We start from the raw sequence: 19,215 nt of genomic DNA, 5'->3' as shown, positions 1-19,215 counted from the left end.
AGAGACACGCCTGATGAGCGAGCTTTTTTACAACGCTGTGCCGAATGCGACCCGTGTCGCCCCGCCACTGCCCGAGCCTCGGCAATACCCCAGCGAGAAACCGCAACGGGTATACCTGTTCGGGACCTGCGTAGTGGATCTGTTCTACCCGCAAGCCGGAATGGACGCGATCCACTTGCTGGAACGCGAAGGCATCCGTGTCGAGTACCCGCAAGGGCAAAGTTGCTGCGGTCAACCGGCCTACACCTCGGGCTACACCGAGCAGGCCAGGACCGTCGCGCGCTCGCAACTGGCGCTGTTCGCCGGGGATTATCCGGTGGTGGTGCCTTCGGGTTCCTGCGCGGGCATGTTGCGCGAACACTATGCCGACTTGTTCAAGGATGAGCCGGACACTTTGCAACAAGTCCAGGCACTGGCTGCCAGGACCTATGAGCTGGCCGAGTTTCTGTTGTTTGTCTGCAAAGTGCAGTTCAAGGACAGCGGCACGCCGGTGAAGGTAGCGTTGCACACGTCGTGTTCGGCACGCCGTGAAATGAACACCCACCTCCACGGCCGCGAATTGTTGTCGCAACTGAGCAACGTGGAACGGGTCGAGCACAGTCACGAAAGCGAATGCTGTGGCTTCGGGGGGACTTTCAGCGTCCGTATGCCGGACATTTCCGGCGCGATGGTGGCAGACAAGACCCGTTCGCTGAAGGAATCCGGCGCGCACCAGGTACTCAGTGCCGACTGCGGTTGCCTGATGAACATCAACGGCTCGCTGGAGAAACAGAAGGAAGCGTTGCGCGGTCAACACCTGGCCAGTTTCCTCTGGCAGCGTACCGGAGGTGCCCAATGAGTGCCGCCGAGATTATTCCTACGGTCGCCGTAGAAGAAGACTTCCGCACCCGGGCGCACGAGGCGCTGGGTGATGCGCAATTGCGAGGCAACTTCCGCAAGGCGATGGATTCACTGATGACCAAACGGGCCGCGGCTTTCAGCGATGCCCACGAAAGGGAACATCTACGAGCGCTGGGCAATGCTGTCCGCGCCCGTGCTTTATCGAAGTTGCCAGAGCTGCTCGAGCAACTTGAAAAGAACCTGACCCGCAACGGTGTGACAGTGCACTGGGCGGAAACGGTGGACGAAGCCAATGGCATCGTCCTCTCGATCATCCGCGCTCACGAGGGGCGGCAAGTGATCAAGGGCAAATCGATGGTCAGCGAAGAAATGGAGATGAACCACGTCCTCGCTGAACAGGGCATTGAATGCCTGGAATCGGACATGGGCGAGTACATCGTCCAGCTCGACCACGAGAAGCCTTCACACATAATCATGCCGGCAATCCACAAGAACGCCGGTCAGGTCGCGTCCTTGTTCCACGACAAACTTGGCGTGGAATACACCAAGGACGTTGACCAACTCATTCAGATCGGTCGCAGGGTCCTGCGGCAGAAATTCTTCGAAGCGGACATCGGCGTCTCCGGCGTCAACTTCGCCGTGGCCGAAACCGGCACCCTGCTGCTGGTGGAAAACGAAGGCAACGGCCGCATGACCACCACGGTGCCACCGGTGCACATCGCCGTCACCGGCATCGAAAAAGTCGTGGAGAACCTGCGCGACGTGGTGCCGCTACTGTCGTTGCTGACCCGTTCGGCCCTGGGCATCCCGATCACCACCTACGTCAACATGATCTCCGGCCCGCGCAAGGAGCATGAGCTCGACGGCCCCCGGGAAGTGCACCTGGTACTGCTCGACAATGGTCGCAGCCAGGCCTTTGCCGACAGCGAACTGCGCCAGACCCTGAACTGCATTCGCTGCGGCGCCTGCATGAACCATTGCCCGGTCTACACTCGAATCGGCGGTCATGCCTACGGCGAGGTCTACCCTGGCCCTATCGGAAAAATCATCACCCCGCACATGGTTGGCCTGGCGAAAGTCCCGGACCACCCGAGCGCCTCTTCGTTGTGCGGTGCCTGCGGTGAAGTGTGCCCGGTAAAAATCCCGATCCCTGCTTTGCTGCGCCGTTTGCGCGAAGAGAACGTCAAGGCGCCGGACAGCCCGGATCAAGTGATGCGCGGCCAGGGCAGCAAGTACTCGCGTAAGGAACGATTCATCTGGAACGCCTGGGCCAGACTCAACAGCTCACCGACGCTGTATCGCCTGTTCGGTTTGGCCGCTACTCGCCTGCGCGCCCTTACGCCGAGCAATGTCGGCCCATGGACACAAAACCGCAGCGCCCCGAAACCCGCCGCCCGTTCACTGCATGACATGGCTCGCGAGCATCTGGCCAAACAGGGAGATCGTTGATGAGTGCCAAGCAGAACATCCTCGCCAAGTTGCGCAAAAGTCTGACAGGTACCACCCCAGTGGCTGACAACTTCGACGTCGAGCTGGTGACAAAGCCCTACACCTACACGCCAGATCAACGCATCCCGCAACTGCGCAAGCTAATGGAAGCGGTGCATACGGAAATCCATCTGACATCGGGTGAACACTGGCCGGCCTTGCTGGCAACACTGCTGCACGATCGTCAACTGCCAAGCCTGTTGATCGCCCCTACTACGCCGCACGGGCGACGTGTCACCCAGCACTGGGCGAAAAATCCCGGCCTGCCGGCGCTCAAGGCCTACGACCGTCCGGTTGAACAATGGAAAGCGGAACTGTTCAACGACACCCCGGCGAGCCTGACCACCACCCTTGGCGCAATCGCCGCCACGGGCAGCCTGATTATCTGGCCGACGCGGGAAGAACCGCGCCTCATGAGCCTGGCGCCGCCGGTGCATTTCGCCTTGCTCAAGGCCAGTGAAATCCGCGATAACTTCTATCAGGTGCAACAGGAATTCGAATGGGCCCAGGGCATGCCGACCAATGCCTTGCTGGTTTCCGGTCCGTCGAAAACCGCTGACATCGAACAAGTCCTGGCCTACGGCGCCCACGGCCCGAAAGACCTGGTGGTGTTGATCCTGGAGGACCAATGAGTCTACCGGCCGCTTTCCTGCGCGATGCGCAGCAACTGATTCCCCGGAAACGGCGTTTCGACGATCCGCTGTCGACGCTGGCCTTCGGCACCGATGCCAGCTTCTATCGACTGATTCCGCAACTGGTGATTCGAGTCGAGTCCGAAGACGAAGTGGTGGCGCTGCTGAAACTGGCGCAGCGCGAGCAGGTTCCCGTGACCTTCCGCGCCGCTGGCACCAGCCTGTCCGGGCAAGCCATCAGCGATTCGGTGTTGATCGTGCTTGGGGATAACTGGAACGGTCGCGAGATCCGGGGCCAAGGCACACAAATCCGCCTGCAACCGGGGGTGATCGGGGCTCAAGCCAACGCCTGGCTGGCACCGTTCGGGCGCAAGATCGGCCCGGACCCTGCATCGATCAACGCCTGCAAAATCGGCGGCATCGTTGCCAACAATGCCAGCGGCATGTGCTGCGGCACAGCGCAAAACACCTATCACACCCTGGCGGGCATCCGTCTGGTACTGGCCGACGGCAGCCGTCTCGATACCGAAGATACTGCCAGTGTCGCGGCGTTTCGGGCCAGTCATGGCGACCTGCTGGAGCGTCTCGCGACCTTGGGCCGCGAGACCCGCGCCAATGCCGAACTGGCTGCGAAAATTCGCCACAAATATCGTCTGAAAAACACCACAGGCCTCTCACTCAACGCCCTGGTGGATTACGACGAGCCTGTGGATATCTTGAGCCACTTGCTGGTGGGTTCCGAAGGCACTCTCGGCTTCATCAGCGCGGTGACCTACGACACGGTGATCGATCACCCGAAAAAGGCCTCGGCGCTGATCGTATTCCCGGACGTGGAAACCTGCTGCAACGCCGTCACCGTGCTGAAAAGCCAACCGGTGTCGGCGGTAGAACTGCTGGACCGCCGCAGCCTGCGCTCGGTGCAGAACAAACCCGGCATGCCCGCTTTCGTACAACACCTGTCGAACAATGCCTGCGCCCTGCTGATCGAATCCCGCGCGGCATCTACCTCGTTGTTGCGAGAACAACTGGCGCAGATCATGGCGTCACTGTCCTCGTTCCCGGTAGAGAAACAAGTCGATTTCACCGAAGACCCGCTGGAAAACGCCCGACTCTGGGCGATCCGCAAGGATACCTTCCCCGCCGTCGGCGCGGTGCGTAAGACCGGGACCACGGTGATCATCGAGGACGTGACCTTCCCGGTGGAACAACTGGCCATCGGTGTGAACCGGCTGATCGAGCTGTTCGACAAACATCACTACGATGAAGCGATCCTTTTCGGACATGCACTGGAAGGCAATCTGCACTTCGTCTTCACCCAAGGCTTCAACAATCCGCAAGAAGTCGCACGCTACCAGGCATTCATGGACGACGTGGCGCAACTGGTGGCTGTCGAGTTCGGTGGTTCGCTCAAGGCCGAGCACGGCACCGGGCGCAACATGGCACCGTTCGTCGAACTGGAATGGGGCAGCGACGCCTACCAGTTGATGTGGCAGCTCAAGCGCCTGCTCGATCCCAACGGCATTCTCAATCCGGACGTAGTGCTCAGCGAAGACCCGCAGATCCACCTCAAGCATCTGAAACCGCTGCCGGCCGCCGACGAGATCGTCGACAAGTGCATCGAATGCGGCTTCTGCGAACCGGTCTGCCCTTCCAAAGGCCTGACCTTGAGCCCGCGTCAGCGCATCGTGATCTGGCGTGACATCCAGGCGAAGAAACGTGCCGGGGTCGATACCCGCGAACTTGAAGCGGCCTATGAATACCAGGGCATCGACACCTGTGCTGCCACCGGTCTTTGTGCGCAACGTTGCCCAGTGGGAATCAACACCGGCGAGCTGGTGAAAAAGCTTCGCGGCCTACACGCAACTCATACGAAAACGGCCAACTGGCTGGAAGGAAACTTCGCCACAGCGCTGCAAGGTGCACGTTTCACCCTGCACGTGGCCAATGGCGCGCGGATGCTCCTGGGCGCGCCACGCCTGGCAAAGTTGTCGGCGACGTTGACGCGCTTGTCCAAAGGTCAGGTCCCGCAATGGACCAACGCCATGCCCCAGCCGGAAAAAGCCATTCGCTTCAGCCCGTCGGTGACCGACGAACGCCCGCGTGTGGTGTATCTGGCAGCCTGCGTTTCACGGGCCATGGGGCCGGCGGCGGGGGACAAGGAGCAAATGTCACTGTACGACAAGACCCGCGGCCTGCTGGAAAAGGCCGGTTACCAAGTGGTGTTCCCGGACAACCTGGACAACCTATGCTGCGGCCAGCCGTTCGCCTCCAAGGGTTATGCCGAACAGGCCGAACACAAACGCCAGGAACTGATAGGCGCCCTGCTCCACGCCAGCCGTGGTGGGCTCGATCCCATTTACTGTGACACCAGCCCCTGCACACTGCGCCTGACCCAGGATCTGGGCGATGTGCGCCTGGACCTGTACGACCCGGTGCGTTTCATCCGTACGCACTTGATGGATCGACTGGAGTTCACGCCGCAGGAAGCGCCGATCGCGGTGCATGTCACCTGCAGCACCCAGCATCTGGGCGAAAGCCAGGCACTGATCGATCTGGCGCGCAAATGCAGCAAAAATGTGGTTATCCCCGAAGGCATTCACTGCTGCGGATTTGCTGGCGACAAGGGCTTCACCACCCCCGAGCTGAACGCACATTCGCTGCGCACCTTGAAGGATGCGGTGCAGTATTGCAGCGAAGGCATTTCCACCAGCCGCACCTGCGAAATCGGTCTCACCCAGCATGGCGGGATCGATTATCACGGACTGGTCTACCTGGTAGACCGCGTAACCCAAGCGCGCCCCGCCCTGTAGGAGCAAGCTTGCTCGCGATGGACGTCAACGATAACGCGTGCTTCCTGAATAAACGCGTTGCCCTCAGACCCATCGCGAGCAAGCTCGCTCCCACAAACATTTCTTTTTTGTCCCACGCAATTCACCCGCAAAAAAAACCGAATTCCTGCGCCCGGCTATAGTCATTTAGCTAGGCCCTGTGAAAGGGCTTATAACCACCTCGGCCAGCGGCCCCCTTTCACCGGCAGCACCGAGCCCTCATGCGCAAGGAGATACCCATGAAGCACTCTGCAATTGCTGGATTGTTCATTTCTGCTGCACTGTTGGCCTCGCCGGTGTTCGCGGCGGATAAAGATCTGTGTGATGGGAACATTCAAAAAATAAGCGACTTCGTGGATAGCGCGCCCTCCATACCCGAAGGTTCTCTGGACACCGTCAAAGATGGTCTTGCGAAAGCCAAAGCGGCCAAGGCAGCGGGCAACGACAAGGATTGCATCGAAATCTCCAACGGCATCATTACTAAAATGCAGATTCGAGACCCCGCCCGGAACTGATGCGAGACAGGGCCAACCTTCGGGTTGGCCTTCTGCGCCACGTTGGCGTACACTGTGCAGGCTTGTTGCTCAACGAGATTTTCGGGCAATGAGTTCGGGGCCGTTTAGGATTCGACGCCGGTTGCGAAACTTTAGGTGCATGCCGAGTTGGTAACAGAACTCGTAAATCCACTGTTGCAACTACTTATAGTTGCCAATGACGAAAACTACGGCCAGGAATTCGCTCTCGCTGCGTAAGCAGCCTTAGCCCTGAGCTTCTGGTACCTTCGGGTCCAGCAATCACCAGGGGATGTCTGTAAACCCGAAGTGATTGTCATATAGAACAGAATCGCCGTGCAGTACGTTGTGGACGAAGCGGCTAAAACTTACACAACTCGCCCAAAGCACCCTGCCCGTCGGGTCGCTGAGGGTTAACTTAATAGACACGGCTACGCATGTAGTACCGACAGCGGAGTACTGGCGGACGGGGGTTCAAATCCCCCCGGCTCCACCAAACACGAAGCAAAACAAAACCCGCCAAGTGCGGGTTTTGTTGCATCTGGGGCTTGGTGATCCAGGGCCCGCACGTACCCTGTGGGAGCGGGCTTGCCCGGGTAGAAACCGGGGGACATGCTTTTTCGCCCCCTTTCGCCCTTCAGTAGAACTCGTCCAGCAAACAGTAAAACGCTATACGTTGCTGATCTGGCTCCACACCATAGGCGCGAAAAAATGGGGCTACCCATGCCGATCCAAAATTGCGTTCGATGCTTCGGGCAGCCAGCGCAAGATCTTGATAGATGTCACTGATGCCTAGTCGGCCGCAGTCGATATAGCCGGTAAAGCTGCTTCCTTCGACCATGAAATTCGGCAGGCAGGCATCGCCGTGGGTGACCGCAAGATCATATGTTTGAGGGAGGGTCGACAGCATCTGTGTGAAAACATCCTCAGCGGTCCAACCCAGCCGCTCATCGTCAAAGTCTGCCTCGTCAACGAGCCCGGCACTCACTCGACTCCTGGCGGCTGCTATGCGCTGCTCCAAGGGGTGGTCAAAGGGACATGTCTCAATTGGCACCTGGTGCAGAGTACGTAGTGCCACCGCCAGGATGCTGATGATTTGGGGTGCAGACAAGTCGTTGGCACTGGCCAGATCCTGTCCGGGGACGGCACTCATGAGTAACCAATGGCGATTGTTTTCTGTCGTAGCATCAAGAACTGTTGGCCCAGGCAGGTCGAGCCGGTTCATCCAACGAAGACGCTCAATCTCTTCTGGCAACTCACTGTGTGCACCAATGGGCTCGGACTTCACAAACAGGTGTTCCCCGTTGATGCAGGGGATGCAACAAACCTCCGCCCCTGACTCTCCGATAGTTTTTCGTTCAATAGGCGCCCCACTGAATGTTTGGGACCATTGGGTCGGAATATACATATTGTCATTTACTCAAGTGTTGGCGGATTTACTGCCAGTCTGCGCGTAGGCCGCCTGGTCCAGGCTTAATCAGTCGATAGTGGCGTGCTGAGGATATGGCACAATTCTTCCTTCCTGACTCAATCGTTGAGGCCTCATGATCCGCGACTTTCGAAAGGTTGACCTGGAGCCCGTATTGGACATTTGGCTACGAGTGTCAATCCAGGCGCATCACTTCACAGCCCCCACATTCTGGGACGAGCACACTGGCCACCTTGAGAAGGTGATGCGTTGGGTCGCCTGATCTGACTACTCAAAAAAGCCGTAAAGCCCACTCTTCACGGCTTTTTTTGTCGCCCGCGTTTTGCCCCTCAACTCAAACGAAACTCGCTCAAGTCAATCGACACCATCACCCTCTCGCGCAAGGGCTGCCGATCCTCACCCCGCAGGTAGGCTCTGCGCCGGGAGGGAAAACGAAAGCCCTGGGCTTCAGCGTACTCGCCGACGTATTGGGCGGCTGCAAAGCCGCCGGCCACGTCGACATGATAGTCATGTCGCCGCAACAGTCCGTCGTCACCGAAGTAAAAGTCCTGGAACCGGCTGTGGCTGGCGATGTGTTCCGGGAACTCGACGCGCAGACCGCGCCAGGCCTCGGGGCCTTCCTGCCAAGGCGCGATTTCAGTGACGTTGAAACCCGCCATCGCCATGAAAAACGGTGTCGTCAGGTAGGTCCACATGGCGTACCCGCTGAAGTACGCACGGTGCAGCGGGTCCCAGGGTGTGTCCATGCCATGCCCGGCGAATGACGCTCGCGGGTTCGATCGCTCGCGCACGATTTCGCCATCGGTGGTTTCGATGGCGATGTAATCGGTCCGGAATGCCGTGCGCCAGTGTGGGTTGCCGAACGGCGTCACGCTGGCGCTTTGCTGGTGCAGGCTGACGGTCATCTCGCGGGGTATCGTGTCTTGCACCACGCCCTTCATTGCCCATAACTCCCCGCCCGTGACGATGGTGGCGTTGAGCGTGGCGAACGTGTTCCAGCGCTCCAGGCCGCCATGGGCGTCGAGTACTTTTTTCAGCAAATCGTTCATGGGTCTTGCCTCTTTCGATGCTGGCCAGAATCAAAAGAATAGGTCACTGGCAGATCGTGAGCAGTGCGAGCTGGCGAGCCGGATCTATGCTGTTGATTTCGCTTGAGGCTCAACCCTCCACTGAACAGATGCATTCAGGAAACAGAACATGAATATCCGGATTCTAGCCCTGCTGGTGGCGATGGTTTGCCTGCCGGCACACGCCGCCAGCGAAGTCGCCCCTCGGCGCAACGAGGTGGCGAACTACAGCCTCTCGTTGAACCTCGGCGCCTTCGATGCCGGCAATGGCAGCCGTTCTTTCGACCAGACGCTGGAACTGCAGGGCATTGTCTTTCATGTGACGGATGAGTCGGTCGATGGCAGCCGGGCAATGCGCATCGCTCCCCAAGGGCTGGAAATAGATAATTCAGCCATGACTCACCCGCTGGCTGGCGACATCGCCCGGGCGGAGGTCGGAGACCTTGATCGGGATGGCTCACCGGAGATTTACGTCTTCGTCAGGTCACCCGGGCGCGGATTGCCCGGCGAACTCGTCGCCTACGCCGCCAACCAAAAAAAATCCCTCAGTGCGATCTATCTGCCACCGGTCAGCGAAGACCCGAAGCTAGCCGAGGGGTATCGCGGCGAGGACGAGTTTGCCGTGGTGGAAAACACATTGGTGCAGCGGTTTGCGCTGTATGACAGTGCGGACGCCTCGGCGGGCCGGACCGGGAAAATGCGCGAGATTCAGTACCGGTTGATGCCTGGGGAAGCTGGGTGGATTTTGCGCAGACAGAAGGTGACGGAGTATTGAGCCATTTTCCGGTTTCGTCCCCCGGGCAACACATGAACGTTTCTTCACCCCGCGTTCAGGCAACAAGCTGTACATTTGCCTCGCTCATTCAAGAAACTACAGTTTGCCCGCCCTCCCGCGGGCTTTTTTTTGTCTTGCGAAATGTCCTACCCCAGAGCAAATCGCAGGGAAAAATCCCACAGGTCTTTCAGGTTGTCGGTCGGAAGGGGGCTTATTAATCTTTTGTTGTCACTGACCACTCAGTGATCGGGTGTGAGAACCCGGTAAATAATAGCCATGCACTGCCAGTATCCGCATAATTGCCGACAGCTTATCCGCTGCCTGTAAATGCGTAATGGCGGCTGTGTGCGGGCAGACTTTTGTCTGACCGGGTGGCTATGACCGGATTCTCACCTCGCACATAGCTGCCACCTCTTTGCTGTGTGAGAACGGCAAGTAATGGCACCCACGCAAGAGGTCAATCATCTTGGGTAAGTTAACCCCCGATCCCCCCTTCGAAACCACCAAACCCTATCGCCCCAGCCCCTTTTTCACGATCCTCCCCGACATCAAATCCGAAAGCCTCCTCGCCCACGCTTGCGAATCATTGGCTTCAGCCAGCGTCATGCTCAATGATTTCACGACTTACCTCACCGGCCCCCAGCGCAACACCGCGCTGGGGATTGCGCAGGTCGTCATGCTGGCGGAGCTGGCTGTGAACCGGGCGCTGGATATTGTCGATCCGCAGGAGTGAGTCGGGCGGGTTGAGCCACCAATGCCGGTTCCTCAGCCTTACGCAGGACCGGCATCTCCAACCGCGCTCGCCCGTAAAACGCCAGCGCCGTCAGCAAACACGCCAGCCACACGAAGATCCCGGCCCAGAAGGTGTGGGACATGTAGTGCCAGCCCTGCACCACCCGCGTCGTGCCATAGACGAACCCCAAGGCCAGCGAGCCATACATGAGCGCCTTGGCATGGCGCCAGCGGTAACGGCGTGCAACAAAGTACAACGCGAGCATGGTGAAACCACCGGAGGCATGCCCGCCCGGCCAGCAGCGACCGTCCCCCGCAACCTTGAGCAGATCGAAATTCTGGTACCACTCCTTGTGCTCGATTTTCCCGCCGTACTGGGTCGTCTCGATCGGGCAATACACACTGGTATGGCCCTTTAGGTAGTGAATGACGCCGGTGCTGATGGAGAACGCAAACACCACGTAGAGGAAATCCCGACGATGTTTGCTGGCAAAGCGCAGTACCGGCGCGACTTTGATCTTTTCCAGAAAGCCGATGATTTTCGCGTGTTTTTCCGCCTTCAAACGCGGCCAGAGAAACGACAGCAAGGCACCGATGATGGCGATCTCGCCGGTCCAGTTCGGGATGATCCGCGCCCATTTATGGGTGATTTTTTCGAACAGGTGCACATGGTCCAACGGGAACGTCTTCGTCACCGGGTCATAAAAAAGATCGTTGAAGGCGATGTCGATCCGGGTCAGGTCGAACATCAGGAACACCACGACCGCGCAGGCCAGTGGAATACCGAAGTTCAGCCAATAAAAACGCGAGCGAAAAGCCGTCAGCATCGTGCGTCCTGATTCAGAGAGTGAATTCATTGGGTGGTCACCGAGTGCCAGTCCGAGGCTTCGATGAAACCGAGTATGCGTGGCGCTTGCAGCGCTTGGGCGGTGACAAAAAGCGCGGCGCCGTAGCCAAGGGTCGAGGTTGGCAATTTGAGATCCTTTTGCAGTTGCGCCATGCATTCGCTGTGGGTCACCAGAATCAGGTTGCGCCCGGCAACCTTGTGCGCCAGGGCGTCGCGCAACATCGTGCCTTTACAGTTGATCAGCCAGTCGTCGCCGACGCCGACCTTGTTGAACATGTACCCGCTCGTCTGTGCCGTACGCAGCATCGGGCTGTTGTAGATGTCGGCCCGCCCCAGCCCCAGTTGCTCAAACTGCGCACCGACGGCCGCCGCAATGCTGCGCGAGCGATCAGTAATGCCATCGTTGCCACTCAGGCAGGGCGCAGTGGAGTGATCGCAACGCTCGACATGGCGCACCAGCACGATCATGTCGCCCTTGGCCCAACCCGCCAATAGCGCCCGCGCGCCCTCCACGTTGCCATGGGCCAGGTCCGGCACGGCGGCGGGCTTTAACAGCAATACCGTCAAGGGCAGTGCCAGCAGCGCCGAGCCCAGCACCACGAGCGCATTGCGATAACGGGCAAAACGGCTCAGGTCGATCGAGCGGTTTATTCCGAACAGACTCAGTCTCAGTTCCACATCAAGCCGCCTCGCCGGCATGCCGCCCTTCATTTGATGCCGCGAGGGTAATGTGGAGGGCGTCGGCAGCCAGTGAAACCGATGTGAAAAAAAGCTTAAGCCGGCGGCAAAAAGCTTGTTACAGAATCCGCCCGACAAAATCCTTTCAGCTCTCGCAATTGCTGCCGATACAGACCTGCTACCCACCTTGCTGGCGCCTAAGAACAACAATCTTCCAGCCAACCGACGATCAAGAAACACACGTTCCTGGAGGAATTTTGATGAATAGCTGGTTCGGCAACATCAGCGTGAACCTGAAACTGGGCCTGGGCTTCGGCCTGGTCCTGGCCCTGACCTGCGTCCTCGCCCTGACCGGCTGGACCAGCCTGGGCAGTTTGATTGACCGCAGCAACTGGATGAACGACATCACCCAGCTCAACGCCGGCCTGACCAAGCTGCGCGTGATGCGCCTGCAGTACATGCTGACCAACGGCGACGAAGCCACCGCGCAGAATGTACAGACCACGCTGCAGGCCTTTTCCGATCAGCAACAAGCATTGCTGGCGAAGTTCAAGAACCCGGAAAACCTCAAGCTGCTCAAAGAGCAAGGCACCGTCATCGACGCCTACAAGACGTCCCTGGCCAAGATGCGTGGCGCCTACCGCACCGGCAACAGCGCACGCGACGTCATGGGCGCCAACGCCGAAACGGCCAACACGCTGATCAACGATCTGAACAGCCGCGTGCAACAACTGCCACCGAGTGATCAGCGTTTCGAACAGTTCCAGGCCATCACCGCCGCCAAGCAAGCGTTCTTGCTGGCCCGCTACGAAGTGCGCGGCTACACCGCGACCACCAATGCCGAGACCGAGCAAAAAGCCGTCGCCCAACTGGACGCCGCCATTGCCAGCCTGAAACAGCTCGATGTGCATCTCACCGACATCCAGCCCGAGGCCCTGCGTCAACTGGAGACCGCGCTGAGCAACTACCGCAGCGCCTTGCAGGCTTACAAAGCCGCGAACAGCGATGCCGTGCAGGTGCGCAAGGAAATGACCGACCAGGGCGCGGCCATCGTGAGCCTGAGCGAGCAGCTGTATCAGATCCAGCTCGACCGTCGTGACGCTGAAATCGCCCAGGCGCGCACCCTGCAACTGATCAGCACCCTGCTGGCTTTGTTGGTGGGCATTATTGCCGCCGTCATCATTACCCGGCAGATCACAGGTCCCTTGCGCGAGACCCTGGCCGTGGTCGATCGCATCGCCAGCGGCGACCTGTCCCAGGACGTCAAGGTGACACGCCGCGATGAGCTGGGTGTGTTGCAACAAGGCATTGCGCGCATGGGCGTGACCCTGCGCGACCTAATCAGCGGTATCCGCGACGGCGTCACCCAGATCGCCAGCGCGGCCGAAGAACTATCGGCCGTGACCGAGCAGACCAGCGCCGGGGTCAACAGTCAGAAAGTCGAGACCGACCAGGTCGCCACCGCCATGCACGAGATGACCGCCACCGTGCAGGAAGTCGCGCGCAATGCCGAGCAGGCCTCCCAGGCCGCCGCCGCAGCGGATGGTGAAGCACGCGAAGGGGACAAAGTGGTCGGTGAAGCCATCACCCAGATCGAACGCCTGGCCAGCGAGGTGGCGCGCTCCACCGAAGCCATGGGCCTGCTGCAACAGGAAAGCGACAAGATCGGCAGCGTCATGGACGTGATCAAGGCCGTGGCCGAACAGACCAACCTGCTGGCGCTCAACGCCGCTATTGAAGCGGCACGCGCCGGTGAAGCCGGACGCGGTTTTGCCGTGGTGGCCGACGAAGTGCGGGGCCTGGCCCAACGCACGCAGAAATCCACCGAGGAAATCGAAGGCCTGGTGGCCGCCCTGCAGAACGGCACCCAGCAAGTGGCGTCCGTGATGAACAACAGCCGCACCCTGACCGACAGCAGCGTGGCCCTGACCCGCAAGGCCGGTGCCTCACTGGAAAACATCACCCGCACGGTGTCCAACATCCAGTCGATGAACCAGCAGATCGCGGCCGCTGCCGAGCAGCAAAGCGCGGTGGCCGAAGAGATCAGCCGCAGCATCATCAACGTACGCGACGTGTCGGAACAGACCGCTGCGGCCAGCGATGAGACGGCTGCGTCCAGCGTTGAACTGGCGCGGCTGGGGAATCAGTTGCAGATGATGGTGAGTCATTTCAGGGTGTAGATGGCACGCTGAAGCCCTTTTAAATGAAAGGCTTCAGCGATTTTTACACGACTAATTGCTGGCCTCCTCCAGTTTAACGACCACAAAATGTCCACACTCTTCAGCGATAAGGCTCAGCTTAACGACGGGGCAGGGGATGGAAAAACCTTGAAGAAATATTAGGGTAAAATGCCCACCTGTCTGGAGGATGCCGGGCATTTATGGACGCTTTGAATGCCGCCGATAAGAGAAAAGAAAAATCAACCTACGTGGGTTGAGCATGGATTGCCGGATCTACGTAGCCTTGAGCGTGAGTTGCGTTCGGCCGCGATTGAAGAAATTGATGCAGCAACTGATCATGAGTCCGCGATTGAGCTGGTGGCACAACACGTGGGATTCATCGATCCTGCCGTCATTTCAATTGATGTCGTTACCCCTCTGGGACTGGTGACAATCCATAGGGGCAGCATCTATCACATCGTAGAAAAACGTCCTGATGCACGTGAGCGCTACGTCAAGATTGCACTGGATACGCTGAGTGGACCGCTGGAAGTCTGGAAGGTCGCCTATGACGATGACTCATACCGCCTGGCCTACATCGGAGCGTATGAGGCCAAAAGACAGATGTTGGTGGTGGTTTCAATAAAGGACGGTCTGATGCTTTGGAACTTCATGCAAACCGATGCCAAGTCGCTGAACAAGCATCGTCACGGGGAGCTGCTGCATAAACGTTATGAGGCTTTCTGACAGCCAAAGAAAAAGGGCAGTTCTTTCGAACTGCCCTTAAAAGTATTGCTTGATATTCATATACACACCCTCAAGCAGGGGTGTGGAGGTCTCACCCTACGCTGATGTCCAGCCATCGACGGGGTTCCTACGCCAGTTTTTGCCGCTGGAGGCAACTGGTTTCGCGCTCACAGCCATTATTATCGACCTAACAAAAAAGAGCAACCGCCTAGCATTCATTAAGACAATGGGCCGGTTGCATCCATCGACCGCGCCCCCCATCTGAGCCCCAGCGCTCCCCCCACCCAGAAACTTCGCTGTGAATGAAAAATCCGTTCGCGAGCAGGCTCGCGATGGCGATCTAACTGGCAATGAAGGCACTCAGGTTTGCCACGGATTGATCACCTCCAGCCCGGAAAATTCGAAATCACGAACATTGCGGGTGACAATTGGTGCTCCGTGGATTCTGCAGACGGCGGCAATCTGCGCATCAGCCATCGACACAGCCCGCCCATTGGCTTCACATCCCGCCACCAGCGTCGCGTACTCAACTGCGGCATGCACATCAAAAGGCAATATCCTGGCGGCGAAGTCCTCTTCAAACATCGCCATCGCATGGGCTTCCAGCTTTTGTTTGCGCTTGCCGGATGGGAGACGGGCGATGCCATGGAGAATTTCCGCCACGGTAATGGCAGCAATTGCCAGCTCCATGGCAGGTTGTGCATCCACCCAAGCCAGAACCTGAGCGTCAGGTTCAACCCGCATAAACTCCGAAAGAACATTGGTATCGAGCACTATCATTCGGAGAAATCCACCGCGGATGCTTTCTCCTGCCGTGCAGGCAGATCAAGGTCAACTCCACCGCACGCACCAAACCTGTTGCGGATTCTACTGCCGAGCCCTCCCGCACGATCGACGGTAGCCAATGCTCTACCCAGGATAAGGCGAGCTTCCTCTTCCATGGAATGCCCGTTGTGAGCAGCCGCAATTCGTAACTGCTCCTTAATCTGATCGTCGAGATTTCTAATTGTGATACTGGCCATGACGCTACCTGCAATCAATGAAATCATTGATTGCAGGCTAGCACATCATCTCCAGTTAAAACTCACCTAGTTGCCGAACGGCCTCACACATTTGTAAACACCAACGTCACAGGAACCCTGTACGCAAATCCCCTTCCCGCGCCAGAAACCGCCCTTCTCTGCGCCCGCTCGCCTGGCCATCGATGCAATCAGGTAGGCGGATTTTCATCACGCCTGCGCAGGTGATCTCAGTCGTGATGCACCCGGGCACGCTTGAGCAGTTTCTTGCAGCGCTCGGACAGGCCCAGCACCCGCAAGTGCTTGCCGGCCTTGGTGTAGCGCTCGCGCAGGGTGTCCAGCGCGGCAATGGCCGAGTAGTCGACGAAGCTCAGGTGGTGACAATCGAGGGTCACTTGCGCAGGGTCGTTGGCCGGGTCGAACTGGTTGAGAAACGGTGTGGTCGAGGCAAAAAACAAGGTGCCATGCACGCGGTAGAGCTTGCTGCCGTCGTTTTCCAGGTGACTGTCGGCATACAACTGCCGAGCCTGCTGCCAAGCGAAGTTCAGCGCCGCAATGATGATGCCGCACAACACCGCAGTGGCCAGGTCGGTAAACACCGTAATCACCGTCACCGCGATTATCACCAGCACATCGTTCAGCGGAACTTTGTTGATCACCCGCAGCGAAGCCCAGGCGAAGGTCTGCTGCGAGACCACAAACATCACACCCACCAACGCCGCCAACGGAATACGTTCGATCAGCGGCGACAGGAACAGGATGAACAGCAGAATTGATACCCCAGCCACCACACCGGACAGCCGGCCGCGGCCCCCGGAGCTCAAGTTGATCACGGTCTGGCCGATCATCGCGCAACCGCCCATGCCGCCGAACAGACCGGATACCACATTGGCCGCGCCCAACGCCACGCACTCGCGATCGGGGTAGCCGCGGCTCTCGGTGAATTCGTCGGTGAGGTTCAGGGTCAGCAACGTCTCCAGCAGGCCGACCATCGCCATCAAGATCGCGTAAGGCGCAATGATGCGCAGGGTTTCCAGGCTCCAGGGAATGTCCGGCAAGGCAAACGTCGGCAAGCCGCCAGCGATATGCGCCATGTCGCCCAGGGTGCGGGTTGGCAGGCCAAGCAGAAAAACTGCCAGCCCCACCCCCAGAATCGCCACCAACGCTGGCGGCACCGCGCGGGTCAGACGCGGCAGCACATAGACAATGGCCATCGTCACCGCCACCAACCCGATCATGAAGTACAACGGCGTACCGCTCAGCCAGGTCTCACCACTCTTGAAATGCTCCAGTTGAGCCAGGGCAATGATGATCGCCAGGCCGTTGACGAACCCGAGCATCACCGGGTGTGGAACCATGCGCACCAGCTTGCCCAGCCGCAGCAGTCCGAACGCCGACATGATCAACCCGCCCAGCAGCACCGTCGCCAGCAAGTACTGCACACCGTGCTGCACCACCAGCGCGACGATCACCACCGCCATCGACCCGGCAGCACCGGACACCATGCCCGGCCGACCACCGAACAGCGCGGTCAGGGTGCAAATGATGAAAGCACCATACAACCCCATCAGCGGATTGAGATGAGCCACCAGCGCGAAGGCGATGCATTCGGGCAATAGGGCGAAAGACGTCGTGAGGCCAGCGAGGGCGTCGGCGCGCAGATGTTTTGGTTTCATGGGGGACCGCATGCAGGGAGTAGCAAGAAAGAGTGTGAGGATGTTACGTAATTGCGGGTGACCCGGCCAGCGAGTGGGTCATTGAAGCCATCGCTGCGCTATACTCGACGCTTGCTCTGCGAATGGGCCACGTCAATGACAACTGCACGCCGCAATGACAAAAAATTGAACGCCGAGACGGTGATTCGCACCATTGCCAGCTCTACCGCCATCGAAACGGGACAGAGTGTCGAAGTGATAGAACGCAAACTCAAAAGCAAAAACAGCAAGTTCCTGCATCTCAATCTTGCTCAATAGCGCCGCTAGACGAACCGATGTAGCTGATTGCTTATTCCGGCAGGGCTAACCGAACCCAATGCTTCATCGGCTCATAATTGCAATTGAGCCCTTGATTGATTGCCGCAAAGTAAGCGTCCTTGTTCTCCTCCCAAATGCTGTAATCCAGAGACATACGACCCGCCTGCACTGCCATCACATCTGCGAGCAATCGTGACAGACGCCCGTTACCTTCACGAAATGGGTGGATCAGGATGAACTCCACATGCGTCACCGCAATTGCCTCGATCAACGTTTCGTCAGTACTGCTGGTGCTGCAAGGCGTGAATTTGGCAAGACAGTCATTATCGAAGTCGCTGAGCAGCCGGGGAATTTGCGGCGCTGCCGCGAAGAAGAAACCGCCCTTGCCCATATTGACCGAGCGTCCCACCCACGGAGCTACTGCGGCTTCAGAAACGCCTTCGCGAGCAGGCTCGCTCCCACAGTTGACCGCACTGTCCAGACGTGCGCGGTCTAATGTGGGAGCGAGCCTGCTCGCGAAGGCAGCAACTCGGTGTACAGCGAACTCAAACCATCTCGTGACGAATCCACTCCAACACCGACGTACGCTTCGGCGCCCAGCCCAGCAATTCCCGCGCATGCTTGCCGCGAACCCGGCTGTTGGACCCCAGGCCATAGTTGGCCATTTCATAACCCCACTCGGCTTCGGCATCCTTCAGCGGCCAGTCTTGCGGCTTGCCCAGATTCAACGCCTCGGCGATCGCCGTGGTCATGTCGATGAACGACGCCTCACCGCTTTCGACGAAGTAGAACGTGCCCGGGATGTTCCTGGTCAGCGCCAGCAGATACAGCGACACCACGTCTTCGATGTGCACGTTGGACCAGATGTTCTGCCCGGTCCCGACATGACGGACCACGCCGCTTTTACGCGCCTGTTTCAGCAAGCGCGGTAACTGCACGCTGTCGCGATTGACGCCCAGGCTGTGGCCGTAGATCAGCGTGTTGCAGATCACTGCCGAGTTCACGCCATCCTTGGCAGCGGCGAGGATCAGGTTATCGATGGCCACGCGTGCGGCCTTGTCCACGGTGGGCTCCGGCAAATTATCCTCGACGTAGATAACGTCGCTGGACTGACCGCCCGATGCATCGCCGACGATGCTCGAACCGCTGGTGTGGAGGAATACTTTGTTGGAGCCGCGCAGGGCATCAAGCAGGGCTTGCACCGCACCGCGATGGTCACTGCTGGCGGCGTTGATCACGGCGTTGGCAGCCCGAGCCTGTTCGGCCAACAGCGCGCTGTCATCCAGCGTGCCGGTCACTGGAGTGATGCCCAGCGCTTTGAGCTCATCCGCTTGTTCGGCGTTGCGCACCAGACCGGTAACCTTGTGACCGGCCTTGATCAGACCGGTGGCGATGGAGCCGCCGATAAAACCGGCAGCACCGGTAACGAATACGTTCATGGAGAAACTCCCTGCGTTGATAAGTGATGCAACGAGTATCAAGCAGCGAT

19 protein-coding genes, 1 other RNA gene and 1 pseudogene are annotated in these 19,215 nt (G+C 58.8%); 12 read left to right on the top strand and 9 right to left on the bottom strand.

From position 1 onward, the window contains the following. The first annotated feature begins 13 nt into the window (after positions 1 to 13). The 6 genes from ACA058_RS03440 to ssrA all read left to right on the top strand — a co-directional run bounded on the left by ACA058_RS03440 (position 14) and on the right by ssrA (position 6,796). On the top strand, positions 14 to 838 hold the full coding sequence (locus ACA058_RS03440) for a (Fe-S)-binding protein (RefSeq protein WP_497637856.1): 825 nt from the start codon (positions 14 to 16) through the stop codon (positions 836 to 838). Then, on the top strand, positions 835 to 2,289 hold the full coding sequence (locus ACA058_RS03435; protein WP_497637855.1) for a LutB/LldF family L-lactate oxidation iron-sulfur protein: 1,455 nt from the start codon (positions 835 to 837) through the stop codon (positions 2,287 to 2,289). The genes ACA058_RS03440 and ACA058_RS03435 overlap by 4 nt, the downstream gene beginning before the upstream one ends. After that, positions 2,289 to 2,960: a LutC/YkgG family protein gene (locus ACA058_RS03430; RefSeq protein ID WP_497637854.1), complete on the top strand. Its 672-nt coding sequence runs from the start codon at positions 2,289 to 2,291 to the stop codon at positions 2,958 to 2,960. Before ACA058_RS03435 ends, ACA058_RS03430 begins: the two co-directional genes overlap by 1 nt. Beyond that, positions 2,957 to 5,770 (top strand): FAD-binding and (Fe-S)-binding domain-containing protein, encoded by a 2,814-nt coding sequence (locus tag ACA058_RS03425; protein WP_497637853.1) that lies wholly within the window; start codon positions 2,957 to 2,959, stop codon positions 5,768 to 5,770. The genes ACA058_RS03430 and ACA058_RS03425 overlap by 4 nt, the downstream gene beginning before the upstream one ends. Positions 5,771 to 6,027: 257 nt before the next feature. Further along, positions 6,028 to 6,303: a PA2433 domain-containing protein gene (locus ACA058_RS03420; protein WP_497637852.1), complete on the top strand. Its 276-nt coding sequence runs from the start codon at positions 6,028 to 6,030 to the stop codon at positions 6,301 to 6,303. A 96-nt stretch (positions 6,304 to 6,399) separates the two neighbouring features. After that, positions 6,400 to 6,796: a transfer-messenger RNA gene (gene ssrA, locus ACA058_RS03415) on the top strand. 141 nt (positions 6,797 to 6,937) lie between these two features. Here the strand turns inward: ssrA and ACA058_RS03410 are convergent. Together ACA058_RS03410 and ACA058_RS03405 are read right to left on the bottom strand one after the other, a co-directional pair. Next, entirely contained in the window at positions 6,938 to 7,708 is a 771-nt protein-coding gene (locus ACA058_RS03410) for an APH(3') family aminoglycoside O-phosphotransferase (protein WP_497637850.1), read from the bottom strand. 350 nt (positions 7,709 to 8,058) lie between these two features. Continuing rightward, positions 8,059 to 8,778, bottom strand: a complete 720-nt coding sequence (locus ACA058_RS03405) for a hypothetical protein (RefSeq protein WP_497637849.1) — start codon at positions 8,776 to 8,778, stop codon at positions 8,059 to 8,061. A gap of 148 nt (positions 8,779 to 8,926) precedes the next feature. On the opposite strand from ACA058_RS03405, the gene ACA058_RS03400 reads away from it, so the two are divergent. Both ACA058_RS03400 and ACA058_RS03395 read left to right on the top strand, forming a co-directional pair. After that, complete coding sequence (locus ACA058_RS03400; RefSeq protein WP_497637847.1) at positions 8,927 to 9,571, top strand: hypothetical protein; 645 nt, start codon at positions 8,927 to 8,929, stop codon at positions 9,569 to 9,571. A 466-nt stretch (positions 9,572 to 10,037) separates the two neighbouring features. Next, entirely contained in the window at positions 10,038 to 10,304 is a 267-nt protein-coding gene (locus ACA058_RS03395; RefSeq protein WP_497637846.1) for a DUF6124 family protein, read from the top strand. On the opposite strand, the gene ACA058_RS03390 is transcribed toward ACA058_RS03395, so the two are convergent. Both ACA058_RS03390 and pmrG read right to left on the bottom strand, forming a co-directional pair. Beyond that, positions 10,246 to 11,130 (bottom strand): phosphatase PAP2 family protein, encoded by an 885-nt coding sequence (locus ACA058_RS03390; protein WP_497637845.1) that lies wholly within the window; start codon positions 11,128 to 11,130, stop codon positions 10,246 to 10,248. The two genes, ACA058_RS03395 and ACA058_RS03390, sit on opposite strands and share 59 nt — an antisense overlap. Before the next feature lie 26 nt (positions 11,131 to 11,156). Continuing rightward, on the bottom strand, positions 11,157 to 11,828 hold the full coding sequence (gene pmrG / locus ACA058_RS03385) for a lipopolysaccharide core heptose(II)-phosphate phosphatase PmrG (protein ID WP_497637844.1): 672 nt from the start codon (positions 11,826 to 11,828) through the stop codon (positions 11,157 to 11,159). 50 nt (positions 11,829 to 11,878) lie between these two features. Between pmrG and ACA058_RS03380 the strand changes: the two are divergent. The 3 genes and pseudogenes from ACA058_RS03380 to ACA058_RS03370 all read left to right on the top strand — a co-directional run. Next, positions 11,879 to 13,150, top strand: a pseudogene (locus ACA058_RS03380) (methyl-accepting chemotaxis protein); the annotation flags it as partial. Beyond that, positions 13,145 to 14,008 (top strand): methyl-accepting chemotaxis protein, encoded by an 864-nt coding sequence (locus ACA058_RS03375; RefSeq protein WP_497639854.1) that lies wholly within the window; start codon positions 13,145 to 13,147, stop codon positions 14,006 to 14,008. The pseudogene ACA058_RS03380 and the gene ACA058_RS03375, both read left to right, overlap by 6 nt. A 213-nt stretch (positions 14,009 to 14,221) precedes the next feature. Next, positions 14,222 to 14,734: a PBECR2 nuclease fold domain-containing protein gene (locus tag ACA058_RS03370; protein WP_497637842.1), complete on the top strand. Its 513-nt coding sequence runs from the start codon at positions 14,222 to 14,224 to the stop codon at positions 14,732 to 14,734. A 360-nt stretch (positions 14,735 to 15,094) separates the two neighbouring features. On the opposite strand, the gene ACA058_RS03365 is transcribed toward ACA058_RS03370, so the two are convergent. From ACA058_RS03365 to ACA058_RS03355, 3 genes are all read right to left on the bottom strand, one after another. Beyond that, entirely contained in the window at positions 15,095 to 15,514 is a 420-nt protein-coding gene (locus ACA058_RS03365; RefSeq protein WP_497637841.1) for a type II toxin-antitoxin system VapC family toxin, read from the bottom strand. After that, positions 15,511 to 15,756 carry a FitA-like ribbon-helix-helix domain-containing protein gene (locus ACA058_RS03360; RefSeq protein WP_497637840.1) on the bottom strand — a complete coding sequence of 82 codons (246 nt, stop codon included), beginning with the start codon at positions 15,754 to 15,756 and terminating at the stop codon, positions 15,511 to 15,513. The genes ACA058_RS03365 and ACA058_RS03360 overlap by 4 nt, the downstream gene beginning before the upstream one ends. A 227-nt stretch (positions 15,757 to 15,983) precedes the next feature. Next, on the bottom strand, positions 15,984 to 17,429 hold the full coding sequence (locus ACA058_RS03355) for a SulP family inorganic anion transporter (protein ID WP_497637839.1): 1,446 nt from the start codon (positions 17,427 to 17,429) through the stop codon (positions 15,984 to 15,986). 135 nt (positions 17,430 to 17,564) lie between these two features. Between ACA058_RS03355 and ACA058_RS03350 the strand changes: the two genes are divergently transcribed. Next, positions 17,565 to 17,726 (top strand): hypothetical protein, encoded by a 162-nt coding sequence (locus tag ACA058_RS03350; RefSeq protein ID WP_497637837.1) that lies wholly within the window; start codon positions 17,565 to 17,567, stop codon positions 17,724 to 17,726. A 31-nt stretch (positions 17,727 to 17,757) separates the two neighbouring features. On the opposite strand, the gene ACA058_RS03345 is transcribed toward ACA058_RS03350, so the two are convergent. Then, a complete protein-coding gene (locus tag ACA058_RS03345) occupies positions 17,758 to 18,135 on the bottom strand; it encodes a Fic/DOC family protein (protein ID WP_497637836.1) in 378 nt (125 codons plus the stop codon). 136 nt (positions 18,136 to 18,271) lie between these two features. Then, positions 18,272 to 19,165 carry an NAD-dependent epimerase/dehydratase family protein gene (locus tag ACA058_RS03340; protein WP_497637835.1) on the bottom strand — a complete coding sequence of 298 codons (894 nt, stop codon included), beginning with the start codon at positions 19,163 to 19,165 and terminating at the stop codon, positions 18,272 to 18,274. Positions 19,166 to 19,215 lie beyond the last annotated feature (50 nt).

Source organism: Pseudomonas sp. LBUM1649 (genome assembly GCF_059716155.1).
The sequence above is the reverse complement of the archived record's forward strand: the minus strand, read 5'-3'. Positions and strand labels throughout refer to the sequence as shown.

What these genes read in the sequence shown, in the direction of transcription:
- ACA058_RS03440 (WP_497637856.1), top strand. Translation starts at nt 14, where the DNA reads ATGAGCGAGCTTTTTTACAACGCTGTGCCGAATGCGACCCGTGTCGCC.
- ACA058_RS03435 (WP_497637855.1), top strand. Translation starts at nt 835, where the DNA reads ATGAGTGCCGCCGAGATTATTCCTACGGTCGCCGTAGAAGAAGACTTC.
- ACA058_RS03430 (WP_497637854.1), top strand. Translation starts at nt 2,289, where the DNA reads ATGAGTGCCAAGCAGAACATCCTCGCCAAGTTGCGCAAAAGTCTGACA.
- ACA058_RS03425 (WP_497637853.1), top strand. Translation starts at nt 2,957, where the DNA reads ATGAGTCTACCGGCCGCTTTCCTGCGCGATGCGCAGCAACTGATTCCC.
- ACA058_RS03420 (WP_497637852.1), top strand. Translation starts at nt 6,028, where the DNA reads ATGAAGCACTCTGCAATTGCTGGATTGTTCATTTCTGCTGCACTGTTG.
- ACA058_RS03410 (WP_497637850.1), bottom strand. Translation starts at nt 7,708, where the DNA reads ATGTATATTCCGACCCAATGGTCCCAAACATTCAGTGGGGCGCCTATT.
- ACA058_RS03405 (WP_497637849.1), bottom strand. Translation starts at nt 8,778, where the DNA reads ATGAACGATTTGCTGAAAAAAGTACTCGACGCCCATGGCGGCCTGGAG.
- ACA058_RS03400 (WP_497637847.1), top strand. Translation starts at nt 8,927, where the DNA reads ATGAATATCCGGATTCTAGCCCTGCTGGTGGCGATGGTTTGCCTGCCG.
- ACA058_RS03390 (WP_497637845.1), bottom strand. Translation starts at nt 11,130, where the DNA reads ATGCTGACGGCTTTTCGCTCGCGTTTTTATTGGCTGAACTTCGGTATT.
- ACA058_RS03375 (WP_497639854.1), top strand. Translation starts at nt 13,145, where the DNA reads ATGGGCGTGACCCTGCGCGACCTAATCAGCGGTATCCGCGACGGCGTC.
- ACA058_RS03370 (WP_497637842.1), top strand. Translation starts at nt 14,222, where the DNA reads ATGCCGCCGATAAGAGAAAAGAAAAATCAACCTACGTGGGTTGAGCAT.
- ACA058_RS03365 (WP_497637841.1), bottom strand. Translation starts at nt 15,514, where the DNA reads ATGATAGTGCTCGATACCAATGTTCTTTCGGAGTTTATGCGGGTTGAA.
- ACA058_RS03360 (WP_497637840.1), bottom strand. Translation starts at nt 15,756, where the DNA reads ATGGCCAGTATCACAATTAGAAATCTCGACGATCAGATTAAGGAGCAG.
- ACA058_RS03355 (WP_497637839.1), bottom strand. Translation starts at nt 17,429, where the DNA reads ATGAAACCAAAACATCTGCGCGCCGACGCCCTCGCTGGCCTCACGACG.
- ACA058_RS03350 (WP_497637837.1), top strand. Translation starts at nt 17,565, where the DNA reads ATGACAACTGCACGCCGCAATGACAAAAAATTGAACGCCGAGACGGTG.
- ACA058_RS03340 (WP_497637835.1), bottom strand. Translation starts at nt 19,165, where the DNA reads ATGAACGTATTCGTTACCGGTGCTGCCGGTTTTATCGGCGGCTCCATC.